10 protein-coding genes and 1 pseudogene are annotated in these 13,896 nt (G+C 69.2%); 4 read left to right on the top strand and 7 right to left on the bottom strand.

The features are described from left to right. The coding region (locus IB278_RS06245; RefSeq protein WP_318646672.1) for an enolase C-terminal domain-like protein at positions 1 to 629 on the top strand (629 nt) is incomplete at its 5' end. Positions 630 to 717: 88 nt separating this feature from the next. Beyond that, positions 718 to 2,154 carry an aldehyde dehydrogenase family protein gene (locus IB278_RS06240; RefSeq protein WP_145745978.1) on the top strand — a complete coding sequence of 479 codons (1,437 nt, stop codon included), beginning with the start codon at positions 718 to 720 and terminating at the stop codon, positions 2,152 to 2,154. A gap of 46 nt (positions 2,155 to 2,200) precedes the next feature. On the opposite strand, the gene IB278_RS06235 is transcribed toward IB278_RS06240, so the two are convergent. Next, complete coding sequence (locus IB278_RS06235; protein WP_192322967.1) at positions 2,201 to 3,454, bottom strand: CynX/NimT family MFS transporter; 1,254 nt, start codon at positions 3,452 to 3,454, stop codon at positions 2,201 to 2,203. A 73-nt stretch (positions 3,455 to 3,527) separates the two neighbouring features. On the opposite strand from IB278_RS06235, the pseudogene IB278_RS06230 reads away from it, so the two are divergent. Next, a pseudogene (locus IB278_RS06230) lies at positions 3,528 to 4,367 on the top strand (LysR family transcriptional regulator); the annotation flags it as partial. Between the two features lie 49 nt (positions 4,368 to 4,416). Here IB278_RS06230 and IB278_RS06225 read toward each other — a convergent pair. Then, complete coding sequence (locus IB278_RS06225) at positions 4,417 to 5,967, bottom strand: glycine betaine ABC transporter substrate-binding protein (protein WP_225612745.1); 1,551 nt, start codon at positions 5,965 to 5,967, stop codon at positions 4,417 to 4,419. A 193-nt stretch (positions 5,968 to 6,160) separates the two neighbouring features. On the opposite strand from IB278_RS06225, the gene IB278_RS06220 reads away from it, so the two are divergent. Beyond that, positions 6,161 to 7,213, top strand: a complete 1,053-nt coding sequence (locus IB278_RS06220; RefSeq protein ID WP_145745976.1) for an ROK family protein — start codon at positions 6,161 to 6,163, stop codon at positions 7,211 to 7,213. On the opposite strand, the gene IB278_RS06215 is transcribed toward IB278_RS06220, so the two are convergent. From IB278_RS06215 to IB278_RS06195, 5 genes are read right to left on the bottom strand one after another with little or no spacing between them, the layout of a single operon-like run. Further along, positions 7,210 to 8,739, bottom strand: a complete 1,530-nt coding sequence (locus tag IB278_RS06215; protein ID WP_192322966.1) for an efflux transporter outer membrane subunit — start codon at positions 8,737 to 8,739, stop codon at positions 7,210 to 7,212. The genes IB278_RS06220 and IB278_RS06215 overlap by 4 nt on opposite strands. 10 nt (positions 8,740 to 8,749) lie before the next feature. Further along, on the bottom strand, positions 8,750 to 9,868 hold the full coding sequence (locus IB278_RS06210; protein ID WP_192322965.1) for an ABC transporter permease: 1,119 nt from the start codon (positions 9,866 to 9,868) through the stop codon (positions 8,750 to 8,752). Positions 9,869 to 9,881: 13 nt separating this feature from the next. Continuing rightward, entirely contained in the window at positions 9,882 to 11,003 is a 1,122-nt protein-coding gene (locus IB278_RS06205) for an ABC transporter permease (protein ID WP_192322964.1), read from the bottom strand. Next, complete coding sequence (locus IB278_RS06200; RefSeq protein WP_192322963.1) at positions 11,000 to 12,781, bottom strand: ATP-binding cassette domain-containing protein; 1,782 nt, start codon at positions 12,779 to 12,781, stop codon at positions 11,000 to 11,002. Before IB278_RS06200 ends, IB278_RS06205 begins: the two co-directional genes overlap by 4 nt. Beyond that, on the bottom strand, positions 12,781 to 13,806 hold the full coding sequence (locus IB278_RS06195; protein ID WP_192322962.1) for an HlyD family efflux transporter periplasmic adaptor subunit: 1,026 nt from the start codon (positions 13,804 to 13,806) through the stop codon (positions 12,781 to 12,783). Before IB278_RS06195 ends, IB278_RS06200 begins: the two co-directional genes overlap by 1 nt. Positions 13,807 to 13,896: the final 90 nt, after the last annotated feature.

Below are 13,896 nucleotides of genomic sequence, written 5' to 3'. Positions count from 1 at the left end.
ACGGCGGCTGGCTGCTGGCCGATGCGATCCGCCTGTGCCGCGACCTGCACGGCGTCATGGCCTATGCCGAAGACCCCTGCGGCGCCGAAGGCGTGTTCTCCGGCCGCGAGGTGATGGCCGAGTTCCGTCGCGCCACGGGCCTGCCGACCGCCACCAACATGGTCGCCACCGACTGGCGCGAGATGGTGCACAGCCTGTCGCTGCAGTCGGTCGACATCCCGCTGGCCGACCCGCACTTCTGGACGATGCAGGGCTCGGTGCGCGTGGCCCAGCTGTGCCAGGCCTGGGGCCTGACCTGGGGCTCGCATTCGAACAACCACTTCGATGTGTCCTTGGCCATGTTCACGCACGTGGCGGCGGCCGCGCCGGGCAAGGTCACCGCCATCGACACGCACTGGATCTGGCAGGACGGCCAGCGCCTGACCAAGGCGCCGCTGCAGATCGAGGGCGGGTTCGTGAAGGTGCCCACGCGCGGCGGGCTGGGCGTGGAGCTCGACATGGACGAGGTCGAGAAGGCGCACCAGCTGTACCTGAAGCACGGCCTGGGCGCGCGCAACGATGCGCAGGCGATGCAATACCTGATCCCGGGCTGGACTTTCGACAATAAAAAGCCCTGCATGGTCCGTTGAGGTTTAGTCTCCCGTTTCCATTTCCGCAGCCGGACGACACGCAGTGCTCCGGCTTCTTTCTTTCCATCGAGCAGCACAAGGAATCCTCATGCAAAACTTCGACAACCTGATCGGCGGCGAATGGCGTGCCGGCGCGAGCTACAGCCCCAACCTCAACCCCAGCAACCTGTCCGACGTGCTGGGCCAGTACGCACAGGGCACGGCCGCCGATGTCGAGGCCGCCGTGGCTGCCGCCACCGCCGCCTTCCCGGCCTGGGCCACCGGCAGCATCCAGGCGCGCTCCGACGCCCTGGACAAGATCGGCACCGAGATCCTCGCGCGCAAGGAAGAGCTCGGCACCCTGCTCGCCCGCGAGGAAGGCAAGACGAAGGCCGAAGGCATCGGCGAAGCCACCCGCGCCGGCCAGATCTTCAAGTTCTTCGCCGGCGAATGCCTGCGCCTCGCGGGCGAGCTGCTGCCTTCGGTGCGCCCGAACATCGGCGTGGAAATCACGCGCGAGCCCGTCGGCGTGGTCGGCCTCATCACGCCCTGGAACTTCCCCATTGCCATCCCGGCCTGGAAGATCGCGCCGGCGCTGGCCTTTGGCAACTGCGTGGTGCTCAAGCCCGCTGACCTCGTCCCGGGCTGCGCCTGGGCGCTGGCCGAAATCATCAGCCGCTCGGGCATCCCGGCGGGCGTGTTCAACCTCGTGATGGGCCGCGGCAGCGTGATCGGCAACGCCCTGGTCGGTCATCCCGGCATCCATGCCATCAGCTTCACCGGCTCGGTCGGCGTGGGCCGCAACATCGCCGTGCAGTGCGTCACCAACCACAAGAAGGTGCAGCTCGAGATGGGCGGCAAGAACCCGCAGGTGGTGCTGGACGACGCCGACCTGGCCCAGGCCGTGGAGCTCAGCGTGCAGAGCGCCTTCTACTCCACCGGCCAGCGCTGCACGGCGTCGAGCCGCCTGATCGTGACCGAAGGCATCTACCCGAAGTTCATCGAGGCGATGAAGGCGCGCATGGCGAAGATCAAGGTGGGCGACGCGTTGGCGCAGGGCACCGACGTGGGCCCGGTGTCGTCGAAGTCGCAGCTCGACCAGGACATGGAATACATCGCCATCGGCAAGGGCGAGGGCGCCACGCTGGCCGCGGGCGGCGAGCTCTTGAAGCTGGAGACCGACGGCTACTACATGTCGCCGGCGCTCTTCAGCGAATCGGCCGCGGCGATGCGCATCAACAAGGAAGAGATCTTCGGCCCGGTGGCGAGCGTGATCCGCGTGAAGAACTACGAAGAGGCGCTGGCCACGGCCAACGACACGGAGTTCGGCCTGTCGGCGGGCATTGCGACCACGAGCCTGAAGTACGCCACGCACTTCAAGCGCCACAGCCAGGCCGGCATGGTGATGGTGAACCTGCCCACGGCGGGGGTGGACTACCACGTGCCGTTCGGCGGGCGCAAGGGTTCGAGCTACGGGCCGCGCGAGCAGGGCAAGTATGCGCAGGAGTTCTTCACCACGGTGAAGACGGCGTACACGCTGGCTTGAGGCCCCAGGGCCGGGCGCCGCGCGCGCCCGGCCCCGGCCGTCTGCTTCACAGCCGATGGCCGCCGCGCGCCATCGAGCGCCGCAGGCCCAGTGCGAGCAGCACGCCGATCGCGCCCGCCAAGGCCACGATGGCGGCGGCCGCCGGCCAGCCCAGCGAATCCACGGCACTGCCCACGATCACGGGGCCGATCATCTGGCCGAGATTGCTGCCCAGCATGAGCAAGCCCATCGACATCGGGACCAGCCGCGTGCTCGGTGCCACGAGGGGGGAGGTGCCGATCAGCGTTGCGGGAAGCAGGCCGCCCGCGCCCGAGAAGACCAGGCACAGCACAAAGGCCGGCAGCGCGCCGAGCACCGGCAGGAAGATGCCGACGGCCGAGATGCCCATCAACGCGCTGGCCAGTGCCGCGAGCAGCCAGCGCGCGATGCCGCGCTTCAGCAGCATGCCGGCCGCAAGATTGCCCGCCACGTTGACACAGCAGGCCACGGCGCTCAGCTGTCCGGCCGTGGCCGTGCCCACACCCATGCGCTCGATCAGCAGCACCGGCAGAAAGCTGAATAGCGCGAAGAACTGCAGGCTGTAGATCACGAACGAAGCGGCGATCAGCGCCGGCGCACCGGCCTTTGCCGTGGTGGCCGCATCGCGGGCCATGCTGCGCCACGAGACCGGCGCCTCGCGGGCACTTCCACTCGCACCGCGCGAAACGCCCGCCAGCACCAGCACCGCAACCAAGGCCGCAAGCGCGGCATTGCCCAGCCACAAGCCGCGCCAGCCGCCCGGCAGCGAGCCGCTGAAAAGTGCGATGCCAATCCCGGCGGGCATGAAGCAGCTCCAGATCGCGAAGGCAAGGTCCTTGCCGCCGGGCGCGACCATGCGCTGCAGCACCGAAGGGCCGGCGATGGTGATCAGCACAAAGCCCAAGCCTTCGACGACGCGGCCGATCAGCAGCATTGCGATGCCGTGTGCCCATGCACCCGCCGCGCTGCCGATGGCAATGGCCAGCAGGCCGGCCACCAGCAGGCCCCTGTCGCCGGCGCGCGCGACCCATGCGCCGACCGGAACCGCGCCAGCCACGCCCAGCAGCGAGAACGTGGCCATGAGCCAGCCGACCATCGAGAGGTCGAGCCCGAAGTCTGCGCGCAGCTGCGGCACCGCAATGGCGACCTTGCCGACCTGAAGAGACGCCATGACACCGGCAGCCACGACCAGCGCCACGCCGAGCCAGTGCGTTGAAGAAGGTGAGAGCGGCGCGGCGGCGGGTGGCGAAGTGGCGCCGCGCATTTGGATTCGGTTCTGCATGCCGCAACTTTGCAGCGAGCGAACGATCAATGAAAGCGAATAATATCGGCCAACTCAATCGATTGGATAGATCATGCTGGACATCCTCACCCTGAGCCAGATGCAGATGTTCGTTGCCGTGGCGGATGCCGGCAGCTTCCGTGCCGGCGCGGTCCGGCTGCACCGGGTGCAGTCGGCCGTGAGCCATGCCATTGCCAATCTCGAAGAACAGCTTCAGGTGCGGCTCTTCGACCGCTCCGGCCACAAGCCGGTGCTCACGCCCACGGGCAAGGCACTGCTCGGCGACGTGCGGGTCATCCTGTCGAAGGTCGAGGCGCTGCGCTCGCGCGCGCAGGGGCTCGAACAGGGCATCGAGCTCGGCCTGGCGATGGCGGTGGACACGCTCTTTCCGCCGGACCTCCTGGCCAGCGCGCTGCGCGGCATGCATGCGGTCTATCCGAGCATTGCCATCCGCGTGGAATACAGCTCGATGGGCGGCACCGTCGATGCAGTGAATTCGGGTCGATGCGATCTCGCCATTGCGGCCTTCGGCCATGCCGACGAAAAAATCAGCCGCGAATTCCTCATGCAGCTTCATACCGTGGCCGTCGCCGCGCCGTCGCATGCGCTGGCGGTCCATGCGGGCCAGCGCGGTGCCAGGGGCCTGGATGCCGCCGCGGCCGAGCACGTGCAGATCGTGGTGGAAGATCCGAGCACGCTCAGCCAGGGCTACGACATCGACGTGCTCTCGCCTTCGACCTGGCGCGTGACCGACATGTACATCAAGCTCGCGCTGCTGCGCGCGGGCCTGGGGTGGGGAAAGATGCCTGCGTGGCTGGTGGCCGGCGACCTGGCCGCCGGAACGCTGGTGCAATTGCCGGTGAGCCGCATCGGCCCCGGCGGTGGAACGAGCCAGCAGTGCCATTTCTGCCACCGCGCCGACAAGGCACTGGGAGCGGGCGCCGCGCTGCTGCGCGAATGCCTCATGGCGGAAGCGAAGGCGGCGGCGCCCGGCGGCGGCGGCGCATCAGCATCTCCACGAGCTCGAAGATCCCCTCGCTCAGCAGCGCCAGCGCCGCGGCCGGCAGCGCGCCGGCCAGCAGCAGCTCGCGGTCGTTGAGCGCCAGCCCCGTGACGATGCGCTCGCCGAATCCGCCCGCGCCGATGAAGGCCGCGATGGTGGCAGTGCCAATGGCGATCGCGGTGGCTGTCCGCACGCCCGCCAGCAGCGTGGGCAGCGCCAGCGGCAGCAGCACGAGCCGCAGGCTTTGCGGCGGCGTCATGCCCAGCGCGGTGCCGGCCAGGCGCAGGCCGTTCGGCACTTCGGCCAGGCCCGTCACGGTGTTGCGCATGATCGGCAGCAGCGAATAGAGCGTGAGCGCAATCAGCGCGGGCAGCGCGCCGATCGCCCCGAGCATCGAGATCAGCACGGCCAGCAGCGCGAGCGAAGGCACGGTCTGCAGCAGGCTCGCGAAGCCGAGCACCAGCGCACGCAGCCGCACATGCGGAAACACCAGGATCGCGAGCGGCACGCCGATCAGGATCGCGACGCCGACGGATACCGCCACCAGCACCAGGTGCTGGCGCGCGAGCTGCCACAGATCGGGGCCGAACAGCTTGGCGGTGAAGCCGCGCCGGGGCTCCTGGGTCTTTGCGCCCTTGCCGGTGCCGGCCAGGAAGTCGCGCGCAATGGCGTCGAAGGGCACGCTCTGCAGTTCGGCGCGCGCATTCATCGCGATCATCGCGTGCTCGTCGATGCGGCCTTCGAGCGTCTGCAGCGCGGCCCAGGCCTTGGGCAGCCGCGTCGGCAGGTCGAGCCTGTAGAGCACCACGGCGTCATAGCGCGGAAAGTACTTCCTGTCGTCTTCGAGCACGCGCAGGCCGAGGTGCTCGATCTTGGCGTCGGTGGTGTAGATGTCGATGGCGTCGATCTGCTTTGCGGCCACGGCTTCGTAGGCCAGGCCATGGTCGAGGCCGGTGGGCACCTGCTTGAAGCCGTAGCGCGCGGCCAGGCCCTTCCAGCCGTCGGCGCGGCCGATGAATTCGTTCGACAGGCCGAGCCTGAGTTCGGGGTGCTTCGCAAGGTCGCTCAGCGTGCGCAGCCCGAGCCGTTCGGCATCGGCTGCCCGCACGGCCAGCGCATAGCCGTCGTTGAAGCCCAGCGGGATCGCCACGCCCAGGCCCATCGGCGCCAGCGCCGCATTCATGGCCTCGCGCGTTTCGGCCGGCGAGCCCTTGAGGATCTCGAGCGCGATGGTGCCGGTGTATTCGGCGTAGAGATCGATGGCGCCCGAACGCAGCGCCTCGTAAACGATGGCCGTGTTGCCCAGCCCCTGGCGCACCACCGGTGGCGATGCGGTGTGCGGCGCCGCGGTCTGCGCCAGCAGCTCGGCCAGGATGTACGACTCGGTGAAGCGCTTGGAACCCACGCGCAGCGCACCGTCGCCCGGCTGCGCCGATGCAACGGCACCGAGCCAGGCCATGGCAAGGAACAACAAGGCGGCGCGCAGCATGCGGTGGCGGGGCAGTGGCATCGCAGGCCAGTGTATAGACATAGGGCCTGTTAACGCTATTTCTGGGGATCGCGTTGCCCGGCCAAGGGGCTGGCCTTCGCGACCCCCAGAAATAGCGTTAACAGGCCCTGGCCGGCGTACCCGCCAATCTCCTACAAACCCTGGTGCGGGCTACCGATGCGTCGTCGACGCCATCGCACCCATAGTGGCTGCCATGAAGAAGAGACCTCCACTGCTGCCCGGCCCCGACGTCCACGGCCTGCGCGAGCTGCCGGGCCTCAGGGTCGAGGGCTACAGCCTGCAGCTGCGCGACAAGGACGGCTTCGTCGGCGACCAGGCCAGCCAGACGGCCTTCAGGGAACTGCTCGAACGCTGGCGGAAGCGCCGCCGCAAGGCCGGCACCGATCCATTGGGCAAGGCACACTCGCGCGACCTCAGCAAGAAGCAACTCGACCGCGTGCTGCTGAAGACCTCGGCGGCCGGCGACCTGATGCATGGCGCCATCGAGGAATTTGCCGAGGAACTGGCCTTCGTGATCCAGCGCTTCACGCGCCAGCCCTCATGGAAGAAGGTGGAGCGCATCGTGGTGGGCGGCGGCTTCACCGAAAGCGACGTGGGCGAGCGCGCCATCCTGCAGACCGCCGCCATCCTCGAGGAGCTGGGCGTGCACGTCCAGCTCGGGCGCCTGTCGCACGAGGTCGACGACGGCGGCCTGATCGGCTGGGTGCACCTGGCGCCGCCGGCCATGCTGAAGAAGCACGACGCCATCCTGGCGGTGGACATCGGCGGCACCAACGTGCGCTGCGGCATCGTGAAGACGCGGCGGCGCAAGGCGCGCGACCTGTCGCTGGCCAAGGTGGTGCGGCGCGAAAAATGGCGGCATGCGGACGACGATCCGAACCGCACCGACATGGTCGAGCGCATCGCGGCCATGCTCGAGGACATGGTGCGCTACTGCGAGCGCAAGCACATCCGCCTGGCACCCTTCATCGGCATTGCCTGTCCCGGGCTGATCCGCAAGGACGGCTCGATCGAGCGCGGCACGCAGAACCTGCCGGGCGATTGGGAAAGCCGCGCGTTCCACCTGCCGAGCGCGCTGTGGCGCCGCATGCCGATGATCGGCTCGGGCCCCACGCTGATCCTGATGCACAACGACGCGGTGGTGCAGGGGCTGAGCGAACTGCCCTTCATGCGCGACGTCTGCCATTGGGGCGTGCTGACCATCGGCACCGGCCTTGGCAACGCAAGCTTCACCAATACCTTCTAGCCAGGTGCATTCGGTGCTGGCGGCATGCCGCCGCCGAGCGCCTTGTAGACCGCCACCATGCCCACCGCCATGCGGCTCGTGCTCTGCACCTGGTCGCGCCGCGCCTGCAGCAGGGCGCGGCGCGCATCGAGTTCGACGCCGAAATCCGTGAGCCCGTTGGCATAGCGCGCATGCGCGAGCGTGAGCGCGTCGCGGCTGCTGCGTTCGCGCTCGGCCAGCTCGGCATGGCGCTGGCGTTCGGCGGCGTAGGCGCTCAGCGCCGAATCGATCTCGTGCCAGGCCTTGAGCACGGCCTGCTGGAAGGCCACCGCAGCTTCCTGCTGCTGCAGCTCGCGCAGGTTCACCGTGCTGCGGCGCCGGCCGTTGTCGAAGATCGGCAAGCTGATGGACGGGCCGACATGCCATTGGCGGCTGCCCCATTCGCCGAAGCGCTCGCTGCCGGCCGACTCGTAGCCGAAGCCCGCGCCGAGCGTGACGCGCGGATAGAGGTCGGCCACCGCCACGCCGATGCGCGCGGTGGCGGCATGCAGCTGGGCTTCGGCTGCGGCGATGTCGGGGCGCCGGCGCGCCACGTCGCCGGGCAGGCCCAGCGCAAGATCGGGCAGCGGCGGTGCCTGCAGCGCTTCGAGCGTGTCGCCCGCGCCGTCGGAAGGTGGCGCGAGTTCGGCGTTCAGCGTGCCGGGCGATGCACCGGCCAGCAGCGTGATCTGGTTCATGGCCTGGGCCTCCTGCTGCAGCAGCACCGGAATGCGCGCGCGCAACTCGGCCAGCTGCGTGCGCTGGCGCGTCGGGTCCAGGTCGGTGACCAGGCCGCCGTCGGCACGCGCCTGCACCAGTTCGAGCGATTCGGCCGCGGCCGCGATGTCGGCGCGCGCCACGCGCAATTCGCGCTGCGCGCCGCGCAGTTCGAAGTAGCTGCGCGCCACCTCGGCCTGCACGCTGAGCTGCGCCTGCCGCAGCAGCGCGGCCGAGGCGCCGGCATCCGCATTGGCGGCCTCGATGCTGCGCCGCACGCGGCCCCAGAGGTCGATTTCCCAGGAGGCATCGAAACCGGCCTGGTAGAGGTTGTAGGGCTCGCTGAGCGTGCGGATCAGCTGGTCGCGGTTGGCGACCGACGAGCCCAGCGCATCGATCATCCGCGTGGCGGCGCCGCTCTCGCTCTGGCGCTGCCGGTTGATGCTGCCGCTGGCATTGAGCTGCGGTGCCTGCTGCGCCGCCGCCGCGGTGCGTTGCACGCGGCTTTGCGCAAAGCGCAGCGCGGCGGTCTGCAGGTCATGGTTGGCGGCCAGCGCGCGCGCCTGCAGGCGGTCGAGCAGCGGATCGCCGAAGGCCTTCCAGTCGCCGGATGCAATGCCTGCCGGCACGGCCGTGCGCTCGGCGCCGAGCAGCGCCGCCGAGCCGCCGTGCCATGCGGACCAGTCGGCGGGTGCCTGCACCTGCGCGGGCCGGTGGTCGGGCCCCACGGCGCAACCGCCCAGAAGAAGCACAAGCGTGGAATATGCAAAGAGGATGCGCGATGCGGGCATGGGGTGCTCCCTAGACCAGACGATGGCGAAACAGCCAGGCCGCCAGCGGCAGCGTGACGATGGCGATGATCGACAGCGGAATCAGGTTGTGCCACACCGCGGCCAGGCCCACGCCCTCGAGGTAGACGCGCTGCGCCAGGTCGATCGCGAAGCGCAGCGGGTTGGCCATGGTGATCAGCTGCAGCACCTGCGGCATGTTGCGCACCGGCGTGGTCAGGCCGGAGAGCAGCATCATCGGCATCAGCAGCACGAAGGTGTAGAGCATGGCCTGCTGCATGTTGGCCGACACCGCCGAGATCGACAGGCCGATGCCCACGCTGGCCACCGTGAAGAAGACCAGCCCGGTGTAGAGCGTGATGAGCGAGCCCGCCATCGGAATGCCGAACCAGAACAGCGCCACCAGCAGGATCAGCGTCGACTGCGCAAGGCCCACCAGCACCGGCGGCAGCGCCTTGCCGATCATGATCTCGAGCGGCGACATCGGCGTGACCAGCAGCTGGTCGAAGGTGCCTTGCTCGCGCTCCCGCGCCACCGAAAGCGCGGTGAGCAGCAGCGTCTGCAGCATGCTGAGCGCGGCGATCAGGCCGGGCAGCAGGTTCCACCGCGTTTCGAGGTTGGGGTTGAACCAGGCGCGCGATTCGATGGTGAGCGGAACCGGCGGCGCGCCGGCGCGCGTGCGCAGCTCGGCGTTGTAGCGTTCGACCACCGCGCCCACGTAGCCGGCCGCAGAGCCCGCGGTGTTGGAGTTGCGCGCATCCAGGATCAGCTGGATGGCCGCAGGCTGGCCCCCGCTGAGCCGCTGCTCGAAGTTCGGCGCGATCTGGATCACGAGCAGCGCCTTCTCGGTATCGATCACCTCGCGGATGTCGGCCTGCGTGCGCAGCGTGGCCACGCGATGGAAGACGCCGGTGCTGTCGAGGTGCGCGATGAGCTCGGTCGATGCACCGGTGCGGCTCTGGTCGAGCAGCGCATAGGGCACGTTCGAGAGGTCGTAGGTGGCGGCGTAGCCGAAGATGAGGCTTTGCATGATGGCCGGAACGAACAGGATCACGCGGCTTGCCGGATCCTTGAAGATGGCGAGCAGCTCCTTCTTGCAGAGGTTGGCGATGCGCAGCAGGAAGTCGATCATGGAAGGCGCCCCTTCAATCCAGGCTCTTGCGCGTGACCACGCGGGCAAGCAGCAGCAGGCCCACCGCATAGGCCGCGAGGACCGCGCAGTTGCGCCAGATCAGCGGCCAGACGTCGCCCGCGAGGAACAGCGTCTTGATCAGGTCCATGAAGTAGGTGGCCGGCAGCACATGCCCGATCACGCGCACGGCGGCGGGCACGTTGCGCAGGTCGAACAAAAAGCCCGACAACATCATCGAAGGCATGAAGGTGGCGATCAGCGCCACCTGGCTCGCGAGAAACTGGTTGCGCGTGACCGACGAGATCACCAGCCCCAGGCTCACGGCCACGACCAGGTAGAGCATGGAGCTGAGCACCACCGCGAACAGCGAGCCGACCATCGGCACCGCGAACAGGAAGCGCGCGGCCAGGAGGCACAGCGCGAGGCCCAGCATGCCGACCGCAAAGTACGGAATGATCTTGGCCAGCAGTATTTCCACCGGCCGCACCGGCGTGACGAACAGCGCCTCGAGCGTGCCGCGCTCCCATTCGCGGGCCATCACCAGTGCGGTGAGGAACGCGCCGATCAGCGTCATGATGAGCACGATGAGTCCCGGCACCAGGTACCAGGTGCTGGTGTTCGCGGCGTTGAACCACATGCGCTGCTCGACGGTCACGAGGCCGGCGAAAGGCGCTGCCGCACCGCGGTCGGCCTGGCGCAGGGCCGATTGCGCGAGCGCGCTGCTCACGTAGGCCTGGATGATGGTCGCGCGCCCGGCGTCGGCGCCATGCACGATGAGCTGCACGCGCGCATTGCCCGCGGCCAGCGCGCGCGAGAAGTCGGCGGGCACGCGCACGATGCCGTCGACCTTGCGCTCGCGCATCAGCGCCTCGGCATCGTGCATCGAGCCCAGCAGCACGGGTGCGATGGTGGGCGAAAGCTGCAGGCCGGCAATGGCCTCGTGCGCGGTGGGCGAAGAATCTTCAAGCACCACGGCAACCGGCGCGTTCTTCACGTCGAGCGACATGCCGTAGCCGAAGATCAGGATCAGCACCATCGGCAGCAGGATGCCGATGGCCAGGTTGCTGCGGTCGCGCAGCAACTGGCGGAACTCCTTGCGCGTGAGGGAGACGAGCCGGGTGCCGAAGCCGCTCATGGCTGCCTCCTTTCTTCCTGCCGCGCCTTCTCGACGATGCCGATGAAGGCCTGCTCCATGTCGATGCGCCTGTCGCGGTCTTCACCGTCGAGCGCCTGCGTGCGCACCTCGCGCGGCGTGCCGATGGCCAGCACCTTGCCGGCGTCCTGGATCACGATGCGGTCGCAGTACTCGGCTTCTTCCATGAAGTGGGTGGTGATGACGACGGTGGTGCCGCCTTCGGCCAGCGCCGTGATGCGGCGCCAGAACTCGCGGCGCGCGAGCGGATCGGCGCCGCTGGTGGGCTCGTCGAGGAACAGGATCTCGGGCTCGTGCAGCAGGCCCGTGGCCATGGCCAGGCGCTGCCTGTAGCCGCCGGGCAGCTGTCCGCTGGGCGCGTCGAGTTCGCGCTCGAGGCCGAACTGCCGCAGCACCGTGTCCATGCGCACCTGCAGCTTCTGCCCGCGCAGGCCGTAGGCGCCGCCGAAGAACGAGAGGTTCTCGCGCACCGTGAGGTTGCCATAGAGCGCGAACTTCTGCGAGACGTAGCCGATGCGCTGGCGGGCCTGCGCGCGCGCATGGCGCAGGTCGACACCCGCCACGCGCAGCTGGCCGCCGCTCGCGGGCAGGAGGCCGCAGAGCATGCGGAAGGTGGTGGTCTTGCCGGCGCCATTGGGTCCGAGCAGGCCGAAGATCTCGCCGCGCCGCACCGAGAAGCTGGTGCTGGCCACGGCCACGAAGTCGCCGAAGCGGCGCACCAGGTCCTTCACCTCGATGACTACTTCGCCGGGCTCGCCTTCGGCCGGTGCAAGCCCTTCGCTTGCCGCCGATGAGGCCATGTTCGTGTCGGCCGCCTGCCGGGTGCGCAGCAGCGTCATGAAGCCGTCTTCGAGCCGCGGCGGCACGGGCTCGGCGCGCGCGCCGGCCAGCAGCTTTTCGAGTGCCGCGTCGTCCGCGTCCGGGCGGCGGATGAAGTGCACCTCGCCGCCCTGCGGCACGGCATCGACGATCTGCTGCCGCGCATCGAGCAGGCGCGCCTGCATCAGGCGCGGTGCCTCGCCCTCCGGCGGCGCCACGACGAAGCAGGTGCCCTCGGCATGGCCGCGGATCTCATCCGGCGTACCTTGCGCAATCAGCCGGCCCTCCTGCAGCACGAACACATGGCGGCAGCGCTCGGCCTCGTCGAGGTACGCGGTGCTCACGATCACCGAGAGCTTTTCCTCGTCGACCAGCTGCTGCACGATCTGCCAGAGCTCGCGCCGCGAGAGTGGGTCGACGCCCACGGTGGGCTCGTCGAGCAGCAGCAGGTCGGGCGAGCGCACCAGCGTGCAGGCGAGGCCGAGCTTCTGCTTCATGCCGCCCGAGAGCTTGCCTGCGGGGCGGCCGGTGAAGCGGCCGAGGTCGGTCATTTCCATCAGGCGCGCATAGCGTTCGCGGCGCTGGCCGGCCAGGACGCCATGCAGGTCGGCATAGAGGTCGAGGTTCTCCTGCACGCTCAGGTCGTCGTAGAGGCCGAAGCGCTGGGGCATGTAGCTGATGCGGTCCTGCACCGCCTGCGGATCGGCCGACACGTCGATGCCGAGCACGCGCAGTTCGCCTTCGTCGGCGTGCATCAGGCCGGCCATGAGCCGCAGCAGCGTGGTCTTGCCGGCGCCGTCGGGTCCGACCAGCGCCGTGAGCGAGCCGGTGGGCACTTCGAGCGACACGTCGTCGAGCGCGCGCACCACCTGCTTCGAGCCCTTGGCCACGAAGCGCTTGTGCAGGGAGCGTGCGGCCACGGCGGGCCCGGCGTCGTGCATCAGGGTTTGCCGCTGGCGGTGGAGGAGGAGGAAGCGAGCTGCAGCCGCACGGTCGCCGGCATGCCGAGCCGCAGCCGGTCTTCCTTGTCGTCGACCATCACGCGGATCTCGTAGACCAGGCTGCTGCGCAGCTCCTCGGTCTGCACCGTCTTGGGCGTGAACTCGGCCACCGACGAGATGTAGCCCACCTTGCCCGCGATCGGCTGGCCGGGCTGGCTGTCGGTCGTCACGCTGGCCGGCTGGCCGGACCGCACGCGGCCGAGGTCGGGTTCGGCCACATAGGCGCGCACCCACTTGGGATCGGTGATGGCCAGCGTGAAGGCCGGGCGCTGCGGCGAAGCCATGTCGCCGGGCTCGAGCAGGCGGGCGCGCACCACGGCGTCGATGGGCGACTTGAGTTCGGCTTCGGCCAGCTGGTGGTTCATGAGCGCGAGGTCGGCGCGCGCGGATTCGAGCTGGGCCTGCGCCTGCGCGATGTCTTCCTTGCGCGGGCCGGCCACTGCCAGCTGCTGCGCCTTGCGCGCGTTGTCCAGCTGCGCGAGCGCCACCTTGCGGCGGGCCTGCGCGCTGTCGAGGTCCTGCTGGCTCACGGCGCGTCCGGCGGTGGTCTGGCCGATGGACTGCAGGCGTGCGAGCTGCTGCTGCGCCAGGTCGGCATCGGCTTGCGCCGCGGCCACCTGGGCGCCGGCCTGCGCCAGTTCCTCGGGGCGGCTGCCGGTCTTCAGGCGCAGCAGCGCCTGCTCCTGCACGCCGATGCGCGCCTGCGACTGCGCCACGCGCAGCACGAGCGAGCGCGTGTCGAGCCGGCCCAATACCTGGCCGGCGCGCACATGGTCGCCTTCGCGCACGGTGAGTTCGGCCACGCGCTCGCTGGCGTTGAAGGCGAGCGAGACCTGGCGCACGTCGACGTTGCCGTACAGCACGAGCTGGTCGGACGGCGCGGCCGAGCGGCTGAAGTACCACCAGCCGCCGGCCGCGGCGGCCAGCGCCACGGCGGCCGCGGCAATGAGGGGTTTCTTGTTCATGGGCGGGTTCCTGCCGGCCTCCATACGGGTGTTCGCCGGATGTTATCAAATTGAAATTTGAATTTGAAGTATTTTTTCGATTCGATTAAC

This window comes from Variovorax sp. VRV01 (assembly GCF_014852545.1).
Classification (GTDB): domain Bacteria; phylum Pseudomonadota; class Gammaproteobacteria; order Burkholderiales; family Burkholderiaceae_C; genus Variovorax; species Variovorax beijingensis_A.
This window is presented reverse-complemented; position numbering and strand designations above follow the sequence as displayed.